This is a genomic window from Shewanella sp. BC20, assembly GCF_003129585.1.
Classification (GTDB): domain Bacteria; phylum Pseudomonadota; class Gammaproteobacteria; order Enterobacterales; family Shewanellaceae; genus Shewanella; species Shewanella seohaensis.
In genome coordinates, this window is the sequence record NZ_NHRI01000003.1 from 325,212 (window position 1) to 349,226 (window position 24,015).

Genomic DNA, 24,015 nt, shown 5'->3' on the forward strand with positions numbered 1-24,015 from the left:
AGAAAACTTATGTTTGATGCTTTAGTTTTAACCCAAATAGATGGTCGTATAAACGCTCAAGTTACACAGATTAATGATGCTGAACTACCAGAAGGTGAAGTTTTAGTCGATGTAGCATACTCCTCATTGAATTATAAAGATGGTTTAGCAGTGACTGGCACGGGCAAAATCATTCGCCAGTTTCCCATGGTTCCAGGCATCGATTTTGCGGGTGTGGTGCGCGGATCCACAGATACGAGATACCAAGTCGGCGATCAGGTGATTATGACGGGCTGGGGTGTGGGTGAAAACCATTGGGGTGGTATGGCGCAAAAAGCGCGAGTTAACGCCGACTGGCTAGTGCATCTGCCGCAAGGTTGTGATGCCGCGAAAGCCATGATGATAGGCACGGCAGGGCTTACTGCGATGTTGTGCATGCAAGCGCTGCAACAGGCAGGGGTGACACCCCAAAGTGGCGATGTTCTCGTAACAGGTGCCAGTGGTGGTGTGGGTTCTGTGGCAGTGGCTTTGCTCGCCAATGCAGGCTATCGTGTGGTTGCTTGCAGTGGTCGGGTTGAAGAGAATGCGCCATTATTGAAAGCACTAGGTGCTGTAGATGTGATCGCTCGCAGTGAACTTGAACAAGATGCTAAACCGCTTGAGGCGCAGCGCTGGGCGGGGGTGGTCGATACGGTTGGCAACAAGATCCTCGCTAAAGCATTAGCGCAAATACAATATGGTGGTGCAGCGGCTATCTGTGGATTAGCGGGCGGTTTTGCATTACCAACAACTGTTATGCCGTTTATTTTGCGGGGTGTGAAGTTACTTGGGATCGACTCCGTTTCTTGTCCATTTGAGAAACGAAAAGCGGCATGGGAAGCTGTGATTGAAGCACTACCAACTCATTTTTATCAACAAGCTTGCCAACAGATTTCATTAGCAGAGGTTCCTGATTTCGCACATAAAATTGTGCAAGGTCAAACGACTGGGCGTGTACTAGTTAAGCTGTAATTTACTTTTAAACATCGACTGTCAAGCAATATGATTAACCAATGTTTAATGCACTTATCTCAATAAATCGTTAGCAAAATAAAACCTTCTCACTTAAGGAACAACAAAAATCGTCAAAAGCATTTTGTGCCAACTGGTTTGGCACGAAATGGGCTCACATTTAGAAAACGGCGAATTTGAGAGAAATTCCGGTAAATCTGGATTAAGCAATAGAGGCAAAATTAGGTATAACCGAAGGGGGGGGCATGTTTGAATGTTTTAGGAAAAATCGAGAATAGGCATGAAGATTTTATCTTAGGCACAAATATGCATCTAGAATCCTAATGGGGTAAATCATAATAAATTGAGGTTTTATAGCGAGGTAAAGCAAGATATGGTACACCCGAGTGGACTCGAACCACCGACCCCTACCATGTCAAGGTAGTGCTCTAACCAACTGAGCTACGGGTGCACTGTTTGAATTTCGAAGTTTATACTCTTTGAATAGAGTGGTACACCCGAGTGGACTCGAACCACCGACCCCTACCATGTCAAGGTAGTGCTCTAACCAACTGAGCTACGGGTGCATTGTTTTAATCGTTACGACAACACTACTTTGCGTTGTGCTTCGGAACGAGCGCTATATTAGGGGGATAGCGAAAGGCTGGCAAGCAAAAAAATGAATTTTATTGTCAAATGGTGAATTGCTGTGCAACTTGTCCAGTGTTTCAGCAAAGTTGTTGATAAAACGGCAAGTTAGATTGTTATGCAAGCCAAAATCACCCCGCACGGAATAAAACGGCGAGCATTTAGCTCGCCGTTTATCTTTCCATCTACTTAGTGATGCACGCTGTCGCCTTCAATCAAACTTAAATGCACACCATGCTTTTGAATATAACGAAGGCGGATGAAAAACAGCAGCGCCGCCGAGGTGAGGCCTGCAATTAATCCTGTCCAAAAACCATGGGCGCCCATGGCGGGGACGATTAAGTCGGTATACGCCAAGGTGTAACCTAATGTCATGCCGATGCCCCAATAGGAGAACAGCGTGATATAAAACGCACTGCGGGTATCTTTATATCCACGCAAGGCGCCGGCGGCGACCACTTGGACAGAGTCAGATAATTGATACAGCGCGGCCATCAGCATCAAACTGCCCGCAAGTACCACCACTTCTGGATCGCCGTTATACAACTCGGCGATTTGGAAACGGAATAACACAGTTAAGATTGCCGTCGACAAGGCCAATGAAAGCGCCAACCACAATCCGACCTTTGCCACCACGGCAGAAATATCCGCACGATCGCGGCCGAGGTAGTAGCCAATACGAATCGAGACGGCAATACCTATCGAAAGTGGCAACATAAATACTATGGCGGAGAAGTTCAACGCAATCTGATGGCTGGCCACCACAGTCGCGCCTAATGGCGCCAGCAGCAGGGCGATAATCGCAAACAGGCTCACCTCAAAGAAGAGGGCCATCGCAATCGGCATCCCAAGCTTCGTCATCTTCTTCATAGTGGCAAAATCGGGGCGATGGAACTGGCTAAAGGGCGCCAATGCGGCAAACTTTTTATGAAACTGCATATAAATCGTCATGGCTATCAACATGGCCCAAAACACCAGTGCGGTCGCGACACCACAACCGGCGCCGCCCATGGCAGGCACGCCGAAATGGCCATAGATAAAGATATAGTTTGCCGGAATATTCACCGCTAACCCCACGAATCCGATGATCATGGTCGGTAATGTGTAAGAAATCCCTTCACTGCAACCGCGTAATACCTGGTAGAGCACAAATGCGGGCGCGCCCCATAAAATACCGTCGATATATCCTATGGTTAAGTTGTACAATTGGGGCTCTAAATTCATATGGCTGAGCACGAGTGGGGCGGATGCAAGAAACACCATCACGCCAAGGCCACCGATTAAGGCCAGATAAGCGCCTTGAAACGCCAACGGTTGAATGGCTTTTTGATTATTTGCACCATTATGATGGGCAAATAAAGGCGTAAATGCCATTAGTAACCCTTGAACGAATAGAATTGCGGGTAACCACAGACTAGTTCCCACAGCCACGGCGGCCATATCGACAGCACTGACGCGGCCCGCCATAACGGTATCGATAAAGCCCATCATGGTCTGCGTGACTTGGGCGATCAACACTGGGAGTGCGAGTTGAATTAAGCGTTTGGCCTGAAAGCCTGAATGATTCATAAATACAGCCTTTAACGAATAAGCGAGCAAAAAATGTTTACTGGTATAGTTCAAGCCACCTGTGAGGTGGTTGCAATACTTAAGAAAGATGGCCTAAATACCCTTGAGGTAGCGTTTAAACCTGATTTGCATGAGGGACTTGCGATTGGCGCAAGTGTGGCAAATAACGGGGTATGTCTGACGGTGACTCAGGTCGTTGATGATAGGGTATTTTTCGATGTAGTGGAAGAGACCTTAAGGTTGACAAACCTTGCCAATTTGACCGTTGGTCAGCGGGTGAACATTGAGCGTTCTTTGACGTTTGGCAGCGAAATCGGCGGCCATATCCTCTCGGGACACATTCATACTAAGGCGAAAGTGAGCCACATTAGTCATACCGAGCTGCATTATGATCTGACTTTAAGCGTCGAGCCCAAATGGATGAACTATATCCTTTATAAAGGTTTTGTCGGGGTAAACGGTTGCAGCTTAACGGTAGGCGAGGTGACCGAAAGCAGTTTTATGCTGCACTTGATCCCAGAAACCCTCAAATTGACCAATTTAGGCCAATGTCAGGTTGGAGATGAGTTAAATATCGAAATTGACAGCCAAACCCAAGCCATAGTCGACACCGTCGAGCGCGTGCTGGCCAAACGTTTTAGCGACCAATCTTAATCCAGATGCCTAGTAGATTTGCTCGTCGTCCGAGTCAATATATAACTCTATAGTTCGGCGGGCATCATCCACATGTAAACGCAGGTGGATGGGATTACAACAAATTCGGCAGTCATCGTAATAATCCTGATCGCCGCTGCTGGCATCAATACTTATATGTTGATGGTGTCCGCAGTGGGGGCAGGCAATCACTTTATTCATGATCCTCATGGCGCAACTCCTCTCTAACGAAAGCTAGGGATGACACTTGTCGCTAAGCCTTCACACTGGCTTTAGTTGAGTATACAAGAATGTGCCGTGGCAACTTAGATAAAGTCGGTATCAAAATCTCAGCAACTAGATTTTTCCGTTCCGCTCAGCGCTTGGTACTTTTTTAATGGAATTTATCTAGCGTAAGAACCATCAAGCACTACGCACCTATTTAGTTAACTCAATCCTTTACTGTCATCAGTTCGACAGGCGCTGTCGGCAATATGCCTTCCTCTATATTGTCACTTATGGCCTGCGATAGCTGTTCTATCTGCAGCAAAAGCTCGGCGTGGATATCGGCCTGCAAACCAATGGCGTCAAATTGCACCGCTTGGCGTTGAACCGCTCGGTGTTCAGGTTGAGTGGGTGGCGTAGGACTAACTGGGATTGGGTTCTGGCCGACTTGGCTAAGTGCAACCGTCAATAGGATACTCGTGAACATACCAACTCCTTTGGCTTCATTATTTAAAGCGATGCGACTGCGCGGTATGCGTGGAGGTAAACCTCCACCCCACCCGCAATCATTTAACGCGCATAGCGTAGGGGCGTTAAATGACTGCCACATGAACGATTGACTGCAATATGATGAATTCACGGCAAACTTTGTGGATGATGTTAATAACGGAGCTAATTTGGGGGCTAAGCCTCGCAATTGTGCCATTTAACTTGCGTGCCTTAAAGACTATCCCGTAGAATAACTGTCCTGCTACGCAAGGCGGCTAAGACTCCTGTACTGTCTTAACCTCGCGAGCATTCTCTTTTTACTTAATCACCATGTGGCCCTACGTGTGGGTCACCACTGGACAAGGATATTTCATGCCTGTAATTACACTTCCTGATGGTAGCAAACGCGAGTTTGCACATCCCGTATCGACTCTCGATGTTGCCACTGATATCGGCCCTGGTCTTGCTAAAGCCTGTATCGCTGGACGCGTGAATGGCGAACTCAAAGACGCTTGCGATCTAATCGAAACCGATGCTGAACTTTCTATTATTACCGCTAAAGACGAAGAAGGTATTGAAATCCTTCGCCATTCTTGCGCGCATTTATTAGGTCATGCAATCAAGCAATTATGGCCACAAACCAAGATGGCGATCGGTCCCGTGATCGATAACGGCTTCTATTACGACATCGATCTTGAGCACAAGCTGACTCAAGAAGATATCGAAGCCCTCGAAAAACGTATGCTTGAACTGGCGAAAACCAATTACGACGTAGTCAAACGCGTTGTAAGCTGGCAAGAAGCCCGTGATACCTTCGCCGCCCGCGGTGAAGAATACAAGATCGCGATTCTGGATGAGAACATCAGCAAAGATGCGACTCCAGCGCTCTATCATCACGAAGAATACACCGACATGTGCCGTGGTCCACACGTGCCAAACATGCGTTTCTGCCACCATTTCAAATTGATGAGCATTGCCGGCGCTTATTGGCGCGGTAACTCTGAAAACAAGATGCTGCAACGTATTTACGGTACAGCATGGGCGGATAAAAAAGCACTGAGCACCCATTTAGCCCGTCTTGAAGAAGCGGCTAAACGTGACCACCGTAAGATTGGTAAACAGCTTGACCTCTACCATATGCAAGAAGAAGCACCTGGCATGGTGTTCTGGCATAACGACGGTTGGAGCATCTTCCTCGAATTAGAACGTTTCATTCGCCGTAAGTTAAATCAATACACTTACCAAGAAGTGAAAGGTCCGTTGATGATGGACCGCGTACTGTGGGAACGTTCGGGTCACTGGGATAAATACTCAGAAGCCATGTTCACAACCAGCAGTGAAAACCGTGAATACGCGGTTAAGCCAATGAACTGCCCAGGCCACGTACAGATCTTCAACCAAGGGTTGAAATCTTACCGTGATCTGCCACTGCGTATGGCGGAATTTGGTTGCTGTCACCGTAATGAGCCATCAGGTTCGCTGCACGGTTTGATGCGCGTACGTGGTTTTACTCAAGACGATGCCCATATCTTCTGTACTGAAGATCAAGTTCAAGCAGAAGTGAGCTCTTGTATCCAAATGGTATACGACACTTACTCGACATTTGGCTTTGAAAACATCGTTGTAAAACTCTCGACTCGCCCAGAAAAACGTATCGGTGACGATGCCATGTGGGACAGAGCCGAAGAAGCACTTAAACAAGCCTTACGTGCGAACAACATCGAGTTCACCATTTTACCGGGTGAAGGCGCCTTCTACGGTCCTAAGATTGAGTTCACGCTGCACGACTGTTTAGACCGTGCATGGCAGTGCGGTACTGTGCAATTAGACTACGCATTACCAAGCCGTTTAGGGGCAACTTATGTCGCCGAAGATAACAGCCGTCAAACACCAGTGATGATTCATCGTGCGATTTTAGGCTCGTTGGAACGTTTCTTAGGTATTTTGATTGAAGAATACGCAGGTCGCTTCCCAACTTGGTTGGCCCCAATGCAAGTTGTCGTGATGAATATCACCGACAAACAGGCTGATTATGTTGAAGAAGTGGTCAAATTCTTCAAAGAACAAGGTATTCGTGCCTCATTTGACTTGAGGAATGAGAAAATAGGCTTTAAAATACGCGAGCACACCTTAAGGCGTGTTCCTTATTTATTGGTCGTTGGCGATCAGGAAATGGAAAATAAGGAAGTTGCGGTGCGTACACGTGATGGAGTCGATTTAGGTAAGATGCGAATCGAAGATTTCGCCGCCAAGATCCATCAACAAATTTCGCTCCGTAGTCTCAAATTGTTGGAGGAATAGGTCATAAAGATCAAGAAAACAGCAGGGCGTCAGCCGGCCCCTAATAGAATCAATGAAGAAATCACAGGTGTACCTGAAGTACGCTTAACTGGCATTGATGGTGAAGCTATTGGTGTGGTAAGCATCAGAGATGCTCAGAATTTGGCAGATGAAGCGGGTGTAGACCTAGTCGAAATTAGTCCAAACGCTGAACCTCCAGTATGTCGCATTATGGACTACGGTAAGTTCCTATTTGATAAAGCGAAAGCTCAAAAGGAACAAAAGAAGAAGCAAAAACAGGTTCAGGTTAAGGAAATAAAATTCCGTCCTGGAACTGACGAAAACGACTATCAGGTAAAACTACGCAACCTGATACGTTTTCTGGAAGACGGGGACAAAGCGAAAATTACGCTGCGTTTCCGAGGCCGCGAAATGGCTCACCAAAACCTGGGTATGGATCTATTGAACCGTATCAAAACAGATTTGGATGAGTATGCAATTGTTGAATCCTTCCCGAAAATGGAAGGCCGACAAGCCATTATGGTGCTAGCGCCTAAAAAGAAATAAGTAGGGCAACCTATAAAAGTAGCGAAGGCTATATGCCTTCGCTCGCCTTGCTTTTTATTTAACATCCCAATGCGGAGTTTTAGTAATGCCTAAAATGAAAACCGACAGAGGTGTAGCGAAGCGTTTTAAGAAAACCGCCAATGGTTTCAAGCGCAAGCAAGCCCATTTACGTCACATTCTGACCAAAAAGAGCACTAAGCGTAAGCGTCACTTACGTAACAAGTGTTTAGTTGCCAAAGTTGACGTTCCAGCAATCGCGCGTCAATTACCATACGCTTAATTTAGGAGATTAGAAAATGCCAAGAGTTAAGCGTGGTGTAACCGCACGTGCTCGTCACAAGAAAGTTTTAAAATTAGCTAAAGGTTATTATGGCGCTCGTAGCCGTACTTACCGCGTTGCTGTTCAAGCAGTAACTAAAGCTGGTCAATATGCTTACCGTGACCGCCGTCAGAAAAAACGTCAATTCCGTCAACTGTGGATTGCACGTATTAATGCTGCAGCTCGTCAAAATGGTCTGTCTTACAGCCGTTTCATCAACGGTCTGAAAAAGGCGTCTATCGAAATCGATCGTAAGATTTTGGCTGACATCGCTGTATTTGACAAAGTTGTATTCGCAACTTTAGTTGAAAAAGCAAAAGAAGCGTTAAACTAAGCAATTAGTTTGTCGCACTTAAGAGGGGACCATTTGGTCCCTTTTTTTGTTGCTGCTGTGACCGTCTTAAATAGCGTTGAGGCTTGCTTCAAGCGAGTCACAAGATACAGATAAAAAAATAGCAGGCTAATGCCTGCTATTTTTATTTGAATCTAAGACTAAGATTCGATTAGTTTTTCGCGTGATTACTTTTTAGCGTCTAAGTAACGCTCAGCATCTAATGCAGCCATACAACCGGTCCCCGCAGAGGTAATCGCTTGACGGTAATGTTGGTCCATAACGTCACCTGCGGCAAACACACCTTCGATGCTGGTTTGGGTCGCGTTACCTTGAAGGCCGCTTTGTACCTTCAGATAACCGTTGTTCATCTCTAATTGGCCTTCGAAAATCCCAGTATTTGGGCTGTGACCAATGGCCACAAACACGCCGGCAACGGCCAGATCTGTGATAGCGCCATCTTTGGTGCTCTTCATTTTCAGGCCCGTTACACCCATAGCATCACCAACCACTTCTTCCATGGTTTGGTCAAGGTGCAGGATAATGTTGCCGTTTGCCACTTTATCCATTAAACGATCGATAAGGATTTTCTCTGAGCGGAAGGTGTCACGGCGGTGAATTAAGTGCACTTCGGCGGCGATGTTACTCAAATAAAGTGCTTCTTCAACGGCAGTGTTACCGCCACCTATGACTGCAACTTTCTGATTGCGATAGAAGAAACCATCACAGGTCGCACAGGCCGATACGCCGCGTCCTTTAAACGCTTCTTCAGACTCAAGGCCTAAGTAACGGGCAGAGGCGCCTGTCGCAATGATCAGCGCATCACAAGTGTATTCGCCATTGTCGCCTTTTAAACGGAAAGGGCGCTCAGTCAGCGTCACTTCATTGATATGGTCGAAAAGGATTTCAGTATCAAACTTTTCCGCATGCTTTTGCATACGCTCCATTAATGCGGGACCCGTTAAGTCTTCTGCATCACCTGGCCAGTTTTCAACTTCAGTCGTGGTGGTTAACTGACCACCTTGCTGCATACCTGTGATCATCACAGGCTTTAAGTTTGCGCGCGCAGCATAAACTGCGGCCGTGTATCCTGCGGGACCTGAACCTAAAATCAATAGGTTACTGTGTCTGACTTGGCTCATTTTTCTCTCCGTGCCTTTAGCAAATTGCATGGATTGTAGGGAATTTAGCTGTAGGGGTAAAGCGCTGTTTGGTGATTCTTTTAGATTATGCTAATCGAATCCTAAGGCAAATTGTCAGCCTGAGTTTACTAAGACCCGCACGGATGAAGATATTTGTGATCAGCATAAAAAATCGGCCTCAACAGAGTGAGGCCGAACAAAGCAGAGTAGGCCAGAAAGACCTAGGCTCTCATATGATTAGGCTAGTAAACTTGCTGGCGCTGTGTACTCAAGATTTAATGCTTGCGCCACTTCTTTACAAACCAGTTTGCCGTGCATCACGTTCAAACCGTTCAGTAAGTGTTTGTCTTGTAACAAGGCGGCTTTATAACCTAAGTTAGCTAACTTAAGAATATAAGGCAGAGTCGCGTTATTCAGAGCGAAGGTTGAAGTGCGGGCTACGGCACCTGGCATGTTTGCCACACAGTAGTGCACCACGTCATCAACGATGTAGGTTGGATCTTGGTGAGTCGTTGCATGTGAAGTTTCCACACAACCACCTTGGTCGATTGCTACGTCAACGATAGCACTGCCTGGCTTCATGCGTGCGATCATGCTACGTGTTACAAGCTTAGGCGCTGCAGCACCTGGAATTAAAACGCCACCAATCACAAGATCAGCTTCTAATACATGGCGCTCAATCGCATCGGCAGTTGAGTAAACAGCCTTAACTGCAGAACCAAATTGTACGTTTAAGCGACGCAGTGCATCGATGCTGCGGTCAAGTACAACGACATCAGCGCCCATGCCTACAGCCATTTGTGCAGCATTGGTACCGACCATGCCACCACCGATGATCACGACTTTTGCAGGCTCAACACCAGGAACACCGCCTAATAACATGCCGCGACCACCAGAGGATTTCTCTAATGCCATCGCGCCTGCTTGAATCGACATACGACCAGCCACTTCAGACATTGGGGCCAGCAGAGGTAAGCCACCACGGTCATCAGTCACGGTTTCGTAAGCGATACACACGGCACCACTTTTAATTAAATCTTCAGTTTGTGGTAAATCTGGCGCTAAATGCAGATAAGTGAATAAAATCTGGTCATGACGCAGCATAGCGCGTTCGACTGCTTGAGGCTCTTTTACCTTTACGATCATCTCTGCTTTAGCAAAGACTTCAGCAGCAGTTGCTAATATTTTGGCACCTGCATCAACATAATCCTGATCAGAAAAACCAATTCCCGTGCCGGCATTAGTTTCAACAAACACTTCATGACCTTTGATGGTCAATTCGCGAACGCTTGAAGGAACCATACCGACACGATACTCGTGGTTTTTAATTTCCTTTGGTACACCAATAATCATTTTTGAGCCTCAATTGCCTGAAAAACCCACTTTTAATGGGCATAATTGTTATTTTATCGTGACCTGAACGTGATTAATTCAGGGATATCTAGTATAGTATCGGCGACGCAGTTTATGCTGCTGAACTTTTGACATACGTAGAATAAAATGTTGTTTTAGTGATAAAGCAAGGTTAAATAAATGGCATATAATAAAAAGAGTCCTGTAAAAGACTTGGATCGCATCGATCGCAACATTCTTAATGAATTACAAATTGATGGACGCATTTCAAATGTGGAACTATCTAAAAGAGTAGGATTAAGTCCGACTCCGTGTTTAGAAAGAGTGAAACGACTCGAAAAGCAAGGATATATCAATGGCTATACCGCCTTGGTCAATCCTCATTTCTTGGGTGCATCCCTACTGGTATTCGTGGAAATCACCTTAAGCCGTGATACTCCCGAAGTATTTGATAAGTTTAATCGCGCTGTGCAACTGTTAGATGATATTCAAGAGTGTCATCTGGTTTCTGGTGACTTTGACTACTTATTAAAGACACGTGTTTCTGATATGTCAGCTTATCGTCGTTTACTCGGTGAGACGCTGTTGAAATTACCTTCAGTGTCCGATACCCGTACTTACGTGGTGATGGAAGAAGTGAAACACACTAGCCGTGTCGCGATAAACCATCTGCTCTCCGATATTTAATACCCTGAACGTTTACAATAAGGGGCCTAGGCCCCTTATTTATTCCTACGTTTGCCGTTTCTAACTCAAAAATGACCTTGCTTAGCCCTTAGGTTTGCCAGCTTAAGGGCCGAATTTTTATCTGTTTTTTATCTTCTCAATAGCGCGTAAATTGGTTGCGTAATAGCCAGTTAGTGCTGAAAACCTGTGCTTTAGCTCATTAGCGCCGATTTTTTGTCTTGTACCAGTAATTCTTAGGATAAAAACGCCCTAAGATGCTCCACATTTAGTGGGATTCTGGTATCGTTAGCCCACCTGTTTTCATTTTTATGGATTAAGTCGTTTGTCTCAAGGAAATAGTGTACGCACGCTCTCAGGGCTGCAGCGTCTGCTCGAAGGCGGACTCATCATTTGCTGTGTTTTAGCCACCTATATTTTGCTTGCCTTAACCAGTTTTAGTCCGTCCGATCCGGGCTGGAGCCAGTCTCATTTTCAAGGCGATATCAAAAACTGGACGGGTGCAGTCGGGGCGTGGATTGCCGACATTCTGCTGTACTTTTTTGGCGTCACTGCCTACATCATGCCCATTATTGTGGCCTCTACAGGTTGGCTGCTTTTCAAACGCGCCCATGATTTATTGGAAATTGACTACTTTTCAGTTGCACTGCGCATCATAGGTTTTCTGCTGCTTATTCTTGGTTTTTCAGCATTAGCCAGCATGAATGCCAATAATATCTATGAGTTTTCCGCAGGCGGCGTGGCAGGGGATGTTATCGGTCAAGCCATGTTGCCGTATTTTAATAAGCTCGGTACGACCTTGTTGCTGCTGTGCTTCTTAGGCTCGGGCTTTACGCTGTTAACTGGGATCAGCTGGTTGACTGTGGTCGAGAAGGTCGGCTTTGTCTCCATTTGGTGTTTTAGAAAGCTCAAGCGTCTGCCGCAAGCGCTAAAACGCGAGCGTGAAACCGAAGATACTCGCGGTTTTATGACGGTCGTTGATAAGTTTAAACAGCGCCGTGACTCACAGCATCAGCTTGAAAAAGCCAAGGGGCGTGAGCCAGAGGTGGCACCGAGTCGTATCTTTACGACTCGCCCCGCGAAAGAAGAAGAGGCCAGCGACGAAATCATCACCGAAGCAAGCTCCGGTAAAGGCAAGCTGTCGGCGCTCGCGAAAATCTTAAGTTTAAACAGCAATAAAGCCAAGGCTGAACCTAAAGGCCTGCAAAGAGTTGAGCCCCAATTAGATCAAGCCAGTGCCGTGGCTGAGCATGGTCATTTTGAAGCGCCGCCTTGGGTCGCCAAGCCTAAAGAGGCCGAGTTAGCTTTAGATGATGAAACTGAGTTCAAGGCGCACGTTTTCGAAGATGAAGATGACGACGATGAACCCGTATTCCATCGTGAAACCATGCTCGATGACGAGGATGAAGACGAGTTAGGTTTCAACGATGAAGATGTCATCGATTTTGATACTAAAGCCTCAACGGGCGCAGTGACTCAGGCGCAACGTCAAAAAGAAGCGCCAAAGGCGAAGATTGTCGATGGTATTGTGGTTTTACCGGGACAAGAAAATAAACCTGTTCCAGCAAAACCTATGGATCCGCTGCCAAGCATCAGCTTGCTCGATGTGCCTAATCGTAAAAAGAATCCGATAAGCCCAGAGGAATTAGAGCAAGTTGCCCGCTTAGTCGAGGCCAAACTTGCCGACTTTAACATTGTGGCCACTGTGGTGGGGGTTTATCCCGGTCCTGTGATCACCCGTTTTGAGCTAGATTTAGCGCCAGGTATTAAAGCTTCTAAGATTTCAAACCTCGCAAACGACTTAGCGCGTTCGCTACTGGCTGAGCGTGTGCGTGTGGTTGAAGTCATTCCGGGTAAATCTTATGTGGGTCTAGAGCTGCCGAATAAGTTCCGCGAAACCGTGTACATGCGCGATGTACTCGATTGTGAAGCCTTTACCGAAAGCAAATCGAACCTGACCATGGTGCTTGGCCAAGACATTTCCGGCGAGCCTGTGGTGGTTGATTTAGGCAAAATGCCGCACTTACTGGTGGCTGGTACCACAGGTTCAGGTAAATCGGTCGGGGTGAACGTGATGATCACCAGCTTATTGTATAAGTCTGGCCCTGAAGATGTTCGCTTTATCATGATCGACCCTAAAATGCTGGAATTATCGGTTTATGAAGGCATCCCACATTTACTTTGTGAAGTGGTTACCGACATGAAAGAAGCGGCCAATGCGCTGCGCTGGTGTGTAGGTGAGATGGAACGTCGCTATAAGCTAATGTCTATGATGGGCGTTCGTAACATCAAGGGCTATAACGCTAAGATTGCCGAAGCGAAAGCAAATGGCGAAGTGATTTTAGACCCCATGTGGAAATCATCTGACAGCATGGAGCCAGAGGCGCCAGCCTTAGATAAACTGCCATCGATTGTGGTTGTTGTCGACGAATTTGCCGACATGATGATGATTGTCGGTAAAAAAGTGGAAGAACTGATCGCCCGTATCGCCCAAAAGGCCCGTGCTGCGGGTATCCATTTAATCCTCGCGACCCAACGTCCATCGGTGGATGTGATCACGGGCTTAATCAAGGCCAACATCCCGACACGGATGGCCTTCCAAGTGTCTTCTCGTATCGACTCCCGTACCATTTTGGATCAGCAGGGCGCTGAAACCTTATTGGGCATGGGTGACATGTTGTATTTACCGCCCGGCACTGCGGTGCCAAACCGCGTCCATGGTGCCTTTATCGATGACCATGAGGTTCACCGTGTGGTGGCCGATTGGTGCGCCCGGGGTAAGCCACAATACATTGATGAGATCCTCAATGGCGTGAGTGAAGGTGAACAAGTGCTCTTGCCGGGTGAAACCGCCGAATCCGATGAAGAATACGATCCGCTTTATGATGAGGCCGTCGCCTTCGTGACCGAAACTCGCCGCGGTTCAATTTCAAGCGTTCAGCGTAAATTTAAGATTGGTTATAACCGCGCAGCGCGTATTATCGAACAAATGGAAATGCAGGGCGTGGTCTCGGCTCAGGGCCATAATGGTAACCGCGAAGTGCTGGCACCGCCGGCCCCGAAACACTATTAATGTTAAGCTAGATGTCAGTTTGAACTCGCCATAATGCGGCGAGTTCAACTTTTAGTCCAAAGGATACCTATGAAAAAACTGTTGTGTGCTGTGTTGTTATCACCATTGTTATACAGCAATGCAGTATTGGCCGATGACGCAAAGCAATTACGTGAAACCTTAAACGGCACTGAGTCACTCAAGGCGGATTTCAAGCAAACCGTTACAGATATCAATAAAAAGGTTATCCAAACGGGCGCGGGTGTATTCGCACTGGCCCACCCAAACCAGTTCTATTGGCATTTAACCGCGCCCGATGAATCCCAAATTGTCGCCGACGGTAAAGATTTATGGATCTACAATCCCTTCGCCGAAGAAGTGGTGATCATGGATTTTGCTGAAGCCATTAATGCATCGCCCATCGCCTTATTAGTTCACCGCGATGACGCCACTTGGTCGCAATATAGCGTGACCAAAAAGCAAGATTGTTATGAAATCAAACCTAAGTCCACGGATGCCGGAATTACCTCGGTCAATGTCTGTTTTAACAAAGGCACACTGAATAAATTTAATGTGCTCGATGATAAAGGCAACCTGAGCCAATTTGACTTGAGTAACCAACACAGCATTAGCGCCGCGGATAAAGCACTGTTTAAGTTTGTGTTGCCAGAAAACGTTGATGTGGATGATCAACGTCTTAAAACTCAGTAGGTTAGCGCGTGAGCAGTTTATCGTTTAATTTTGCGCCTGATTTTCGTCCCTTAGCCGCGCGTATGCGGCCAAGGACGATTGCCGAGTATATAGGTCAAACCCATTTGTTGGAGGAAGGCCAACCACTGCGCCAAGCATTAGAAGCGGGCCGTGCCCATTCGATGATGTTATGGGGACCGCCGGGCACAGGTAAAACGACACTTGCCGAACTTATTGCCCATTATTCAAATGCCCATGTTGAACGCATCTCTGCGGTCACCTCGGGGGTAAAAGACATTCGCGCCGCCATCGAGCAGGCCCAAGCAGTGGCCCAATCCCGTGGACAACGCACCTTGCTGTTTGTCGACGAAGTGCATCGCTTTAATAAGAGTCAACAGGACGCCTTTTTGCCCTTCATTGAAGATGGCACTGTGATTTTTATAGGGGCGACCACTGAAAACCCTTCATTTGAAATCAATAACGCTTTACTGTCGCGGGCACGTGTCTATCTTATCAAGCGCTTAAGCCAAGACGAGATAGTGCATATCATCACCCAAGCCTTAACGGATACCGAGCGTGGTTTAGGGCAGCGTCAGTTAATTATGCCAACGGATGTGCTCAATAAGCTGGCGCAGCTCTGTGACGGTGATGCGCGCAAGGCGCTAAATCTGCTTGAGTTGATGAGCGATATGGTGGCCGATGGCGGCAGTTTTACCACTGAAATGCTGGTACAAGTCGCAGGCCATCAAGTGGCGGGGTTCGATAAAAATGGCGATCAGTTTTACGATTTGATTTCGGCGGTACACAAATCGATTCGCGGCTCGGCGCCCGATGCCGCATTGTATTGGTTCTGCCGCATTCTAGAAGGCGGCGGCGATCCGTTATATGTCGCCAGACGCTTATTAGCCATAGCCTCGGAAGATGTGGGCAATGCCGATCCTAATGCCATGACAGTCGCGCTCAATGCCTGGGATTGTTTCCACCGTGTCGGACCTGCCGAAGGTGAGCGGGCGATTGCCCAAGCGATTGTGTATTTAGCCAGTGCACCTAAGAGTAATGCCGTTTACACCGCCTTTAAAGCGGCGAGGGCGCTGGCACGCGAAACGGGCCAAGAGGCCGTGCCTTATCATCTGCGTAATGCGCCGACCAAACTCATGGCGGAAATGGGCTTTGGCGCCGAGTATCGCTATCCCCACGATGAACCCAATGCCTATGCCAGCGGCGAGAATTATTTCCCCGAATCCTTACAAGCTTCACAATTTTATTTCCCGACCGAACGCGGATTTGAGAAGCGAATTAAGGACAAATTGGCGCAATTAGCGCAATTAGATCAAGCCAGTGGGAGAAAAAGGTATGAATAATCTCCTACTTGTGGCCTTGGGTGGTTCCATTGGTGCGGTTTTTCGCTATCTTATTTCAATATTCATGATCCAAGTATTTGGCTGCAGTTTTCCTTTTGGTACACTGTTGGTCAATGTCCTCGGTTCATTTTTAATGGGCGTCATTTACGCACTGGGACAAATGAGTCATATCAGCCCAGAACTCAAAGCCCTGATCGGCGTTGGCCTGTTAGGCGCTTTGACAACGTTTTCAACTTTCTCAAACGAAACTTTATTGCTGATGCAAGAAGGAGATTGGTTGAAGGCGGCTTTGAATGTGGTGTTGAACCTAAGTCTATGTTTGTTTATGGTTTACTTAGGCCAACAACTGGTTTTTTCTCGCATTTAACTATTAAGAATATATCACATGTTAGATCCTAAATTTTTGCGCAACGAATTAGCAGTTACCGCTGAGCGATTAGCTACCCGTGGTTTTATTTTAGATGTCGCTCATCTCACTCAATTAGAAGAAAAACGTAAGTCACTGCAAGTGGCGACTGAAGAGTTACAAGCTTCGCGTAATGCTATTTCCAAGTCCATCGGACAAGCAAAAGCCCGCGGCGAAGATGTGGATGCCATCATGGCGCAGGTTGGCGATTTAGGTGCGCAATTAGATGCGAAGAAAGTCGAGCTAGCCGCGGTACTTGAAGAAGTGAACGCGATTGCCATGTCGATGCCAAACCTGCCGGATGAGTCTGCGCCTATCGGTGCTGACGAGACTGAAAACGTCGAAATCCGTCGTTGGGGCACACCACGCAGCTTCGATTTCCCTGTTAAAGATCATATCGACTTAGGTGAAGGCCTAAACGGTTTAGATTTTAAGAGCGCCGTGAAAATCACAGGCTCACGCTTTATCGTTATGAAAGGCCAAATCGCCCGTTTAAACCGCGCTTTAGGTCAGTTCATGTTAGATCTGCACACTACTGAGCACGGTTATACCGAAGCTTACGTGCCATTACTGGTTAACGAAGCAAGCTTACTGGGTACAGGCCAATTGCCTAAGTTTGGTGAAGACTTGTTCCACACTAAACCTGCGACCGAAGAAGGCCAAGGTTTAAGCCTGATCCCAACCGCAGAAGTGCCATTAACGAACTTATTGCGTGACAGCATTGTCGATGAAGACGAATTACCGATTAAGTTAACCGCGCATACCGCCTGTTTCCGCAGTGAAGCTGGCTCATACGGTAAAGATACACGTGGTCTTATCCGTCAGCACCAATTCGATAAAGTGGAATTAGTGCAACTGGTTAAGCCTGAATACTCAATGGCGGCGCTCGAAGCATTAACAGGCCACGCTGAAACCGTGCTGCAACGCCTTGGCCTGCCATACCGCACAGTGATCCTGTGTACTGGTGACATGGGCTTTGGTTCAAGCAAAACCTACGATATCGAAGTGTGGTTACCAGGCCAAAACACTTACCGCGAGATTTCTTCATGTTCAAATATGAAGGATTTCCAAGCGCGTCGTATGCAAGCCCGTTACCGCGTTAAGGCCGATAACAAGCCAGCCTTGCTGCACACCTTAAACGGCTCAGGCCTAGCGGTAGGTCGTACTTTAGTTGCGATTTTAGAGAACTATCAAAATGCCGATGGTAGTGTGACCATTCCTGAAGCTCTGCGTCCATACATGGGCGGACTGACTCAGATCGGTTAATTGGCGTAACACAACACCATGGATAAAGGTCAACGTTATCTTCGTTGGCTTTCCTACACCGCTGTCATCGCCGTGTTTTGCGCTGTGATGTTGGCCACCCTAGGTAAAGCCGTCTGGGTTGTGTTAGAAAACGTGAAATAGCACGACTCAAATAAAAAGGTATATTCCACTGGAATATACCTTTTTTGTTAGCAGAAGTGATTAAACCTTAAATACACTTGGCAGGTTTAGGCAGACCCGCAATCTTTGTCGCCTGTTTGGCAGGACCAACCGGAAAGAGGGTATAGAGGTACTTAGAGTTACCTTTATCCGGCCCTAAGGCTTGACCAATGGCTTTGACTAACACCCTGATCGCAGGGCTGGTTTTATATTCCAGATAAAAATCTCGAACAAAATGGATCACTTCCCAGTGGGCACTGGTCAGTTCAATCTGTTCTTCTTGGGCTAACAGCGGCGCCATATCCGGCTGCCAGTCGGCGATATTCTTCAAATAGCCTTGATGGTCGCGTTCAATTTCGACGCCATTGAATATAAGCGGATTTACCACGTGATCACCTTATCGTGCTGCAAAGATTGAGCGACAAACTCGTTGTAATCAATCTGACTAATGTTTTTAAGACGTTCCGTTAAGCCGCGGGCGATGACATCGTCTTTCAGCACCATCACTTTAAAGGGCGATAGCGCCATGGCCCATTGGCGCAGTAATAATGCGTTAACGCCATCGCTAGAGAGTAAAATCGCATCCTCTTTGCAAGCATAACGCAGGCAAAGTTTGAGGGCATTGTCTCGGCTGGGCGAGGTTTGGATATGATGTAAAATCATTAGAATACTAAGACCTCATCGACGGCTTTTAAGTGAGCCGAGATGGCTTCATCGTTTAAGATAGTCACAGGAATCGACAGCAGGCCATGGCTTAAGCCGTAGTCCCCTAAAGACTGTTTACAGGCGAACACTGATTCGATATCGTACAGCGGGAGCGCTTTTAGCGCCGCGAGGTAATCTTTACCGTCGATAAGCTCGGGTTGTTGGTCTTTTAGCAGATGCAACACGCCTTCATCGACAAACACTAAACTCACTTCTTGCTCAAAGCTGGCGCTTAACAGGGCAAAGTCTAAGGCTTCGCGGCCCTTAGTGGTGCCATGGGGCGCGCTTCGGAACAATATACAGATTTTTTTCATAACATTTCCGAAGCTTAAAAGCAGATCAAACGATCGGCTGATTCAATTCCCGTGACCAGTTCACCCAGTCCACCCATAATAAAAGAATGTTCAACATTCCAGTGGCTTAGTCCGTTCTCTTGCGCCTCTTGCTGCGAGACTATGCCACGTCGTAATGCCGCTGAGACACAGTTCACTAACGAGACTTGATGCTCGGCTGCCAGTTGTTTCCAACCTTTAACCACATCATATTCATCGGATGCGGGTAAGTTAAAGTCCGTCGCGTTATACACGCCATCCTGATAGAAAAACACGCAGACAATCTCATGTCCGCTTTGCAAGGAGGCTTGGGTGAAACGTAGGGCATTCACACTTGCCGACGTGCCATAGGCAGGCCCGTTTACTTGGATAATAAATTTGCTCATCATAAAAAAAATGGCCCTAAAAGTAGGGCCATTTTAGCGTAAGTTTCCCGAAAAGGGGATTAATCATCGTTACCAATGCCAAGCAAATGCAAAATGGCAATGAATAGGTTTAAAAAGTCCAGATACAAGGAGATAGTGGCGCGGATATAGTTAGTCTCGCCACCATTCACGATACGGCTAGTATCGAACAGGATAAAGCCGGTCATTAACAGCGCAAGACCCGCGTTAATCGCCATAAAGGCCACACTGTTACCCACGAAAATGTTAATCAGCGCAGCGGCGATCACCACAATCAATCCGGCGAACAGGAAACCACGTAGGAAAGAGAAATCTTTCTTCGTTGTGACTGCATAGGCTGAGAGCGCAATAAAGATAACCGAGGTTAATCCTAAAGCTTGCATGATAAGCTCAGAGCCATTGGTCATGCCAGCGTAGTGGTTAAGCATGTAACCTAATGAGGCGCCTTCCATACCGGTGAAGGCAAATACCCAGAAGATGCCCGCAGCCGAGTCGGCTTTGCGTAGGGTAACGAACAACAGCACTAAACCACCGATAGATAAACCGAGTGACATCAGGGGGCTGATATTAAGTGCCATCGCTAAGCCTGCACACAATGCCGAGAAGGCGAGGGTCATGGCCAATAATAAATAGGTATTTTTAAGAAGTTTATTCACTTCGAAGGTGGATGCACTCGCTGAGTACAAGGTTTGCTGAGTCATATCTTTCTCCATTAGCTTTTAAATCCAAACTGATCATTTTGATTTTTAACGGGGATGAGAGTTCCCATCAATTTCGCAAATCCAGTAAAACTGGGTGAATACTACCGAAAACAGCGCTGTGCTTAAAGGATTCACGCCACAAATAACAAGTTGTAATGACTGATTTTTCTGTGCGGCCTAACGCTTAAGGCGTATTTCGTTACACCAGTGCAACACAAAGACTTTAAAACAAGCTTAATCCTGTGGTAATACGGAAATATTACGCCAGCCATTCACGATGTAATTTATCGGTATCCCCTAAGTAGTCGAGCACCCAAGCCAGAGCAGGCGACATCTTATCGGCGTTCCAAGCTAAGCAACAAGGGCTGGTTAATTTCGGATTTTCAAGCTGCTTTTCAACCAAGGCACCCGCTTTAATAAATACGCTGGCCAAATGTACTGGCATATAGCCGATACCTAATCCCTCTCTAAAGCAGTTAATTGCGCGGATCCAATCCGGCACCACGAGTCTGCGTTGATTCTCCAATAACCAGGTCATGCGCTTAGGAATTTCCCGCGAGGTATCTTCCAAACAAATAGAGGGGAAGGGGCGCAATTCATCATCGGTCAATGGCCGGTCAATACTGGCTAAGGGATGGGTTTTGCTCACCAAAAACGCCCATTGAATATCGCCCATGTCCTTATATTGGTATACGCCTCCCACAGGGATCGCCGTTGTTGCACCAATGGCGATATCACTTCGACCGGTCGCAAGCGCCTCCCACACACCGTTGAAGACCTCGATGCGGATGATAAGCTCAATATCATGGAAATGACGGTAAAAGTCGGCAATTAACACGCTAATTCTGTCGGCGCGCACTATGTTATCTAAGGCGATAGACAATGTGGGTTGCCAGCCGTTGGCCACACGCTGAGTGCCGCGTTTCATTTCATCCATTTGAGTCAGCAAGTTTCTGGCTTGCTTAACAAAATGCTCTCCTGCGGGGGTCAAGGTCACGCTGCGGTGGTGGCGCTCAAATAACACTACGCCAAGTTCTTCTTCGATTTGTTTAACGGCATAACTGACCGCAGAAGGGACCTTGTGTAGTCGATTGGCTGCCGCCGTAAAACTCCCAACACGGGCCACGATATCAATGAGTTCTAACGCTTGTTCCGAGAGCATAGCTGACATCCATTGTGATGAAAATAATTGATAGCATCTGTCAAAAATAAACGTTTCCAATCAAATTAACAAGTATTTAGACTGCACGCCTTAAGTCTTTTGACATGATTATTTTATGAAAACGTCTAGTAATATCTTTGTAAATATGAAGTTTTTTATATTCTTATTCTATTTGGCCTTATTAAGCATGTTAGGCTTTATTGCCACTGACATGTATTTGCCTGCTTTCAAAGCAATTGAAAGTTCGTTTAATTCTTCACCGTCTCAAGTGGCGATGTCGCTCACCTGCTTCTTGGCTGGGTTAGCCTTAGGGCAACTGATTTATGGCCCTTTGGTCAGTAAACTCGGTAAACGTTATGCTCTTATCCTCGGCCTTGGCATTTTTGCGCTCGCCAGTGTGGCTATAGCCAATAGCGACTCGATACTGATGTTAAACATCGCTCGCTTCTTCCAAGCCGTAGGCGCCTGTAGTGCAGGGGTCATCTGGCAAGCGATTGTGGTCGAGCAATATGACGCCGAAAAAGCCCAGGGGATTTTCAGTAACATTATGCCGTTAGTGGCATTATCACCCGCATTAGCCCCCATCCTTGGCGCTTATATTCTGAACGATTTTGGATGGCGTGCAATCTTTATCTCGTTGTGTGTGATTGCCTTTTTATTGGTGTTGATGACCTTATACTTCGTGCCGAGCCACGCAGAGCATCAGGATGCTAAGCCAAGCGCGGTTTCCTACGGCAAGATTTTGAAAAATACCCGTTACCTAGGCAATGTGGTGATTTTTGGTGCCTGTTCGGGTGCGTTTTTCGCATATCTCACAGTGTGGCCGATTGTGATGGAGCAACACGGCTATCAGGCAACTGAGATTGGGCTGAGCTTTATTCCGCAAACCATCATGTTTATTGTGGGCGGATACGCGAGTAAGTTATTGATAAAACGCATTGGTGCCGACCGTACACTCAACGTATTGCTGTCCATTTTTGGACTCTGCGTTATCTCGATTGTGTTTTTCACCTTATTAATGAAGGCGGAAACCATTTTCCCACTGCTGATTTCCTTCTCGATACTCGCAGCGGCGAACGGGGCGATTTATCCTATTGTGGTGAACAGTGCTTTACAACAATTCACTCAAAATGCGGCTAAGGCGGCAGGATTACAAAACTTTTTACAAATCACCATCGCCTTTGGCGCCTCAAGTTTAGTCGCACTCTGGGCAAGTTCTGGAGAAGTTGCCATAGGTTGGGGCATTCTGAGCTGTTCATTAGTGGTGATCTTGGGTTACCTGTTAAAAACCGAACAAACTTGGGCTGATTTTGCTAAACACTTTACTGCGCCGGATCCTGCTCGTCTTGGGATCAATGCAGATACGAAGCAAAATCAAGCAGATTGAATGTAATACGAGCAGTTAGCGCAGAATTATCAGTTAGTGCTTTACAGTCAGTAAACTAACTTATATTATGCGCATCGTTCGGAGGGGTGGCAGAGTGGTTTAATGCACCGGTCTTGAAAACCGGCGTGGGTTTATAGCCCACCCAGGGTTCAAATCCCTGCTCCTCCGCCATATTCTACGGAAAAGCCATCAGCGATGATGGCTTTTTTGTTTTTGCAGTTCCGGAAGTTGAACCCCAGGATTCCTGATGCTAAGTGCAGCTCCTGCCCAATATTCCACAGATTTGTCATCTGTTATGGTGACCTTTCTGTTTTTGGAATTTCGGAAGTTAAACCCTAGGGTTCCTCATGCTAACCACAGCACCTCCACCCAATTCAGATAAAAAGGCCGCTAATGATTAGCGGCCTTTTTCTTTCGTAATGTCCCGTCCTGAAATACGTTGACATAAAGAGGATTTCTTTATGACAACATTAATTAACTCAAGCCGTAAGCGCACACAACGAGATTACACCTTAGCCTTTAAATTAGGCGTTGTAGAGCGTGTTGAAAAAGGCGAAATGACGTACAAACAAGCCCAAGCCCATTTTGGTATTCAAGGCCGTTCAACGGTACTCGTTTGGCTTAGAAAACATGGTAGACTCGATTGGTCGAAACCTTTTCAGCATCCCCTTATGACTAAGTCAAAAGAAACTCCTGCCGAAACGATCAAGCGTCTTGAACGTGAGTTAGCAGAAGAGAAACTGCGTAACCAAATCCTCAATGACATGGTTGATCTCATGGACAATGAATATGGAGCAGGCCTCAGAAAAAAGTACTTATCCGGTACGTCTGGCAAGCAAAAGGCAACGGAGAAATAAACCTCGCTGCCGCATGTCGTGCTGCGGGTATGTCGAGGCAAGGTATTTATCAGGCAGTTGCTCGAATGGAAAGTCGTAGAGCTGAGCTATCGGTTATCAAAGACTGGGTCCAGTACTGGCGTAAATATATGCCAAGGTTAGGGGCCCGTAAGCTCTACACGTTGATAAAATCCAAGCTGGTTGAGCACGATATTAAGCTCGGGCGAGATGGGTTCTTTACCTATTTGAGAAGTGAAGGTTTACTGGTTAAACCGAAGAAAAGCTACACAAAAACCACGTTCAGCAAACACTGGATGAAGAAGCATCCTAATCTGCTGAAAGAGG

The 24,015-nt window shown here is 46.8% G+C and carries 25 protein-coding genes, 3 tRNA genes and 1 pseudogene; 16 read left to right on the forward strand and 13 right to left on the reverse strand.

Annotation, left to right across the window (positions count from 1 at the left end):
• Positions 1 to 9 precede the first annotated feature (9 nt).
• A complete protein-coding gene (locus CBX96_RS05595) occupies positions 10 to 990 on the forward strand; it encodes an MDR family oxidoreductase (protein ID WP_109286014.1) in 981 nt (326 codons plus the stop codon).
• Positions 991 to 1,364: 374 nt separating this feature from the next.
• Here CBX96_RS05595 and CBX96_RS05600 read toward each other — a convergent pair.
• The 3 genes from CBX96_RS05600 to CBX96_RS05610 all read right to left on the reverse strand — a co-directional run bounded on the left by CBX96_RS05600 (position 1,365) and on the right by CBX96_RS05610 (position 3,186).
• Positions 1,365 to 1,441, reverse strand: a tRNA-Val gene (locus CBX96_RS05600).
• A gap of 38 nt (positions 1,442 to 1,479) precedes the next feature.
• Positions 1,480 to 1,556, reverse strand: a tRNA-Val gene (locus CBX96_RS05605).
• 250 nt (positions 1,557 to 1,806) lie between these two features.
• Positions 1,807 to 3,186: an MATE family efflux transporter gene (locus tag CBX96_RS05610; RefSeq protein WP_109286015.1), complete on the reverse strand. Its 1,380-nt coding sequence runs from the start codon at positions 3,184 to 3,186 to the stop codon at positions 1,807 to 1,809.
• Between the two features lie 33 nt (positions 3,187 to 3,219).
• Between CBX96_RS05610 and CBX96_RS05615 the strand changes: the two genes are divergently transcribed.
• Positions 3,220 to 3,840: a riboflavin synthase subunit alpha gene (locus CBX96_RS05615; RefSeq protein WP_109286016.1), complete on the forward strand. Its 621-nt coding sequence runs from the start codon at positions 3,220 to 3,222 to the stop codon at positions 3,838 to 3,840.
• A gap of 9 nt (positions 3,841 to 3,849) precedes the next feature.
• On the opposite strand, the gene CBX96_RS05620 is transcribed toward CBX96_RS05615, so the two are convergent.
• Together CBX96_RS05620 and CBX96_RS05625 are read right to left on the reverse strand one after the other, a co-directional pair.
• Positions 3,850 to 4,050 (reverse strand): CPXCG motif-containing cysteine-rich protein, encoded by a 201-nt coding sequence (locus tag CBX96_RS05620; protein ID WP_011622722.1) that lies wholly within the window; start codon positions 4,048 to 4,050, stop codon positions 3,850 to 3,852.
• 220 nt (positions 4,051 to 4,270) lie between these two features.
• Entirely contained in the window at positions 4,271 to 4,531 is a 261-nt protein-coding gene (locus CBX96_RS05625) for a hypothetical protein (protein WP_258294145.1), read from the reverse strand.
• 374 nt (positions 4,532 to 4,905) lie between these two features.
• Between CBX96_RS05625 and thrS the strand changes: the two genes are divergently transcribed.
• The 4 genes from thrS to rplT all read left to right on the forward strand — a co-directional run bounded on the left by thrS (position 4,906) and on the right by rplT (position 8,033).
• Positions 4,906 to 6,834 (forward strand): threonine--tRNA ligase, encoded by a 1,929-nt coding sequence (gene thrS, locus CBX96_RS05630; protein WP_109286017.1) that lies wholly within the window; start codon positions 4,906 to 4,908, stop codon positions 6,832 to 6,834.
• A 3-nt stretch (positions 6,835 to 6,837) separates the two neighbouring features.
• On the forward strand, positions 6,838 to 7,380 hold the full coding sequence (infC, locus tag CBX96_RS05635; protein ID WP_083757895.1) for a translation initiation factor IF-3: 543 nt from the start codon (positions 6,838 to 6,840) through the stop codon (positions 7,378 to 7,380).
• 85 nt (positions 7,381 to 7,465) lie between these two features.
• On the forward strand, positions 7,466 to 7,660 hold the full coding sequence (gene rpmI / locus CBX96_RS05640) for a 50S ribosomal protein L35 (protein ID WP_011072303.1): 195 nt from the start codon (positions 7,466 to 7,468) through the stop codon (positions 7,658 to 7,660).
• A gap of 16 nt (positions 7,661 to 7,676) precedes the next feature.
• Positions 7,677 to 8,033: a 50S ribosomal protein L20 gene (gene rplT / locus CBX96_RS05645; protein WP_006081652.1), complete on the forward strand. Its 357-nt coding sequence runs from the start codon at positions 7,677 to 7,679 to the stop codon at positions 8,031 to 8,033.
• A 185-nt stretch (positions 8,034 to 8,218) separates the two neighbouring features.
• Here rplT and trxB read toward each other — a convergent pair whose 3' ends face one another.
• Together trxB and ald are read right to left on the reverse strand one after the other, a co-directional pair.
• A complete protein-coding gene (gene trxB / locus CBX96_RS05650; protein ID WP_011717030.1) occupies positions 8,219 to 9,172 on the reverse strand; it encodes a thioredoxin-disulfide reductase in 954 nt (317 codons plus the stop codon).
• Between the two features lie 237 nt (positions 9,173 to 9,409).
• Positions 9,410 to 10,525, reverse strand: a complete 1,116-nt coding sequence (gene ald, locus CBX96_RS05655; protein ID WP_011622728.1) for an alanine dehydrogenase — start codon at positions 10,523 to 10,525, stop codon at positions 9,410 to 9,412.
• Between the two features lie 180 nt (positions 10,526 to 10,705).
• Between ald and lrp the strand changes: the two genes are divergently transcribed.
• The 7 genes from lrp (at position 10,706) to CBX96_RS21645 (ending at position 18,125) form a co-directional block, all read left to right on the forward strand.
• Complete coding sequence (gene lrp / locus CBX96_RS05660) at positions 10,706 to 11,212, forward strand: leucine-responsive transcriptional regulator Lrp (protein ID WP_007647640.1); 507 nt, start codon at positions 10,706 to 10,708, stop codon at positions 11,210 to 11,212.
• Positions 11,213 to 11,534: 322 nt separating this feature from the next.
• Positions 11,535 to 14,282 (forward strand): DNA translocase FtsK, encoded by a 2,748-nt coding sequence (locus tag CBX96_RS05665; protein WP_109286018.1) that lies wholly within the window; start codon positions 11,535 to 11,537, stop codon positions 14,280 to 14,282.
• Between the two features lie 69 nt (positions 14,283 to 14,351).
• Positions 14,352 to 14,972, forward strand: a complete 621-nt coding sequence (lolA, locus tag CBX96_RS05670) for an outer membrane lipoprotein chaperone LolA (RefSeq protein WP_086904825.1) — start codon at positions 14,352 to 14,354, stop codon at positions 14,970 to 14,972.
• A gap of 8 nt (positions 14,973 to 14,980) precedes the next feature.
• Positions 14,981 to 16,312: a replication-associated recombination protein A gene (locus CBX96_RS05675; protein ID WP_109286019.1), complete on the forward strand. Its 1,332-nt coding sequence runs from the start codon at positions 14,981 to 14,983 to the stop codon at positions 16,310 to 16,312.
• Positions 16,305 to 16,679: a fluoride efflux transporter CrcB gene (gene crcB, locus CBX96_RS05680; protein ID WP_109286020.1), complete on the forward strand. Its 375-nt coding sequence runs from the start codon at positions 16,305 to 16,307 to the stop codon at positions 16,677 to 16,679. Before CBX96_RS05675 ends, crcB begins: the two co-directional genes overlap by 8 nt.
• Positions 16,680 to 16,697: 18 nt before the next feature.
• The gene (gene serS / locus CBX96_RS05685) at positions 16,698 to 17,984 is read left to right on the forward strand and encodes a serine--tRNA ligase (RefSeq protein ID WP_109286021.1); all 1,287 of its coding nucleotides are present in this window, start codon (positions 16,698 to 16,700) and stop codon (positions 17,982 to 17,984) included.
• An 18-nt stretch (positions 17,985 to 18,002) separates the two neighbouring features.
• Positions 18,003 to 18,125, forward strand: coding sequence for a hypothetical protein (locus CBX96_RS21645; protein ID WP_011622734.1), 123 nt, complete (start codon positions 18,003 to 18,005; stop codon positions 18,123 to 18,125).
• Positions 18,126 to 18,192: 67 nt separating this feature from the next.
• On the opposite strand, the gene CBX96_RS05695 is transcribed toward CBX96_RS21645, so the two are convergent.
• The 6 genes from CBX96_RS05695 to punR form a co-directional block, all read right to left on the reverse strand.
• The gene (locus CBX96_RS05695; protein ID WP_011622735.1) at positions 18,193 to 18,531 is read right to left on the reverse strand and encodes a TusE/DsrC/DsvC family sulfur relay protein; all 339 of its coding nucleotides are present in this window, start codon (positions 18,529 to 18,531) and stop codon (positions 18,193 to 18,195) included.
• Positions 18,525 to 18,806 carry a sulfurtransferase complex subunit TusB gene (tusB, locus tag CBX96_RS05700; protein WP_011622736.1) on the reverse strand — a complete coding sequence of 94 codons (282 nt, stop codon included), beginning with the start codon at positions 18,804 to 18,806 and terminating at the stop codon, positions 18,525 to 18,527. Before tusB ends, CBX96_RS05695 begins: the two co-directional genes overlap by 7 nt.
• Positions 18,806 to 19,162 (reverse strand): sulfurtransferase complex subunit TusC, encoded by a 357-nt coding sequence (gene tusC, locus CBX96_RS05705; RefSeq protein WP_109286022.1) that lies wholly within the window; start codon positions 19,160 to 19,162, stop codon positions 18,806 to 18,808. Before tusC ends, tusB begins: the two co-directional genes overlap by 1 nt.
• A 14-nt stretch (positions 19,163 to 19,176) precedes the next feature.
• Positions 19,177 to 19,566: a sulfurtransferase complex subunit TusD gene (gene tusD / locus CBX96_RS05710; RefSeq protein ID WP_181382150.1), complete on the reverse strand. Its 390-nt coding sequence runs from the start codon at positions 19,564 to 19,566 to the stop codon at positions 19,177 to 19,179.
• A gap of 59 nt (positions 19,567 to 19,625) precedes the next feature.
• Positions 19,626 to 20,285, reverse strand: a complete 660-nt coding sequence (locus tag CBX96_RS05715) for a Bax inhibitor-1/YccA family protein (RefSeq protein WP_011626179.1) — start codon at positions 20,283 to 20,285, stop codon at positions 19,626 to 19,628.
• A 259-nt stretch (positions 20,286 to 20,544) separates the two neighbouring features.
• Positions 20,545 to 21,447 carry a DNA-binding transcriptional activator PunR gene (gene punR / locus CBX96_RS05720; RefSeq protein WP_109286024.1) on the reverse strand — a complete coding sequence of 301 codons (903 nt, stop codon included), beginning with the start codon at positions 21,445 to 21,447 and terminating at the stop codon, positions 20,545 to 20,547.
• A 115-nt stretch (positions 21,448 to 21,562) separates the two neighbouring features.
• Between punR and punC the strand changes: the two genes are divergently transcribed.
• The 3 genes and pseudogenes from punC to CBX96_RS05735 form a co-directional block, all read left to right on the forward strand.
• A complete protein-coding gene (punC, locus tag CBX96_RS05725) occupies positions 21,563 to 22,834 on the forward strand; it encodes a purine nucleoside transporter PunC (protein WP_109286025.1) in 1,272 nt (423 codons plus the stop codon).
• An 80-nt stretch (positions 22,835 to 22,914) separates the two neighbouring features.
• Positions 22,915 to 23,005: transfer RNA gene (locus tag CBX96_RS05730), tRNA-Ser, on the forward strand.
• Positions 23,006 to 23,295: 290 nt separating this feature from the next.
• Positions 23,296 to 24,015, forward strand: a pseudogene (locus tag CBX96_RS05735) (IS3 family transposase); the annotation flags it as partial.

Coding starts and splice junctions, on each gene's coding strand:
- CBX96_RS05715 (WP_011626179.1), bottom strand. CDS start 20,285: ATGACTCAGCAAACCTTGTACTCAGCGAGTGCATCCACCTTCGAAGTG.
- tusC (WP_109286022.1), bottom strand. CDS start 19,162: ATGAAAAAAATCTGTATATTGTTCCGAAGCGCGCCCCATGGCACCACT.
- rplT (WP_006081652.1), top strand. CDS start 7,677: ATGCCAAGAGTTAAGCGTGGTGTAACCGCACGTGCTCGTCACAAGAAA.
- ald (WP_011622728.1), bottom strand. CDS start 10,525: ATGATTATTGGTGTACCAAAGGAAATTAAAAACCACGAGTATCGTGTC.
- trxB (WP_011717030.1), bottom strand. CDS start 9,172: ATGAGCCAAGTCAGACACAGTAACCTATTGATTTTAGGTTCAGGTCCC.
- CBX96_RS05615 (WP_109286016.1), top strand. CDS start 3,220: ATGTTTACTGGTATAGTTCAAGCCACCTGTGAGGTGGTTGCAATACTT.
- lrp (WP_007647640.1), top strand. CDS start 10,706: ATGGCATATAATAAAAAGAGTCCTGTAAAAGACTTGGATCGCATCGAT.
- CBX96_RS21645 (WP_011622734.1), top strand. CDS start 18,003: ATGGATAAAGGTCAACGTTATCTTCGTTGGCTTTCCTACACCGCTGTC.
- punR (WP_109286024.1), bottom strand. CDS start 21,447: ATGCTCTCGGAACAAGCGTTAGAACTCATTGATATCGTGGCCCGTGTT.
- rpmI (WP_011072303.1), top strand. CDS start 7,466: ATGCCTAAAATGAAAACCGACAGAGGTGTAGCGAAGCGTTTTAAGAAA.
- punC (WP_109286025.1), top strand. CDS start 21,563: ATGAAAACGTCTAGTAATATCTTTGTAAATATGAAGTTTTTTATATTC.
- thrS (WP_109286017.1), top strand. CDS start 4,906: ATGCCTGTAATTACACTTCCTGATGGTAGCAAACGCGAGTTTGCACAT.
- CBX96_RS05620 (WP_011622722.1), bottom strand. CDS start 4,050: ATGAGGATCATGAATAAAGTGATTGCCTGCCCCCACTGCGGACACCAT.
- tusD (WP_181382150.1), bottom strand. CDS start 19,566: ATGAGCAAATTTATTATCCAAGTAAACGGGCCTGCCTATGGCACGTCG.
- crcB (WP_109286020.1), top strand. CDS start 16,305: ATGAATAATCTCCTACTTGTGGCCTTGGGTGGTTCCATTGGTGCGGTT.
- serS (WP_109286021.1), top strand. CDS start 16,698: ATGTTAGATCCTAAATTTTTGCGCAACGAATTAGCAGTTACCGCTGAG.
- lolA (WP_086904825.1), top strand. CDS start 14,352: ATGAAAAAACTGTTGTGTGCTGTGTTGTTATCACCATTGTTATACAGC.
- CBX96_RS05610 (WP_109286015.1), bottom strand. CDS start 3,186: ATGAATCATTCAGGCTTTCAGGCCAAACGCTTAATTCAACTCGCACTC.
- CBX96_RS05625 (WP_258294145.1), bottom strand. CDS start 4,531: ATGTTCACGAGTATCCTATTGACGGTTGCACTTAGCCAAGTCGGCCAG.
- tusB (WP_011622736.1), bottom strand. CDS start 18,806: ATGATTTTACATCATATCCAAACCTCGCCCAGCCGAGACAATGCCCTC.
- CBX96_RS05595 (WP_109286014.1), top strand. CDS start 10: ATGTTTGATGCTTTAGTTTTAACCCAAATAGATGGTCGTATAAACGCT.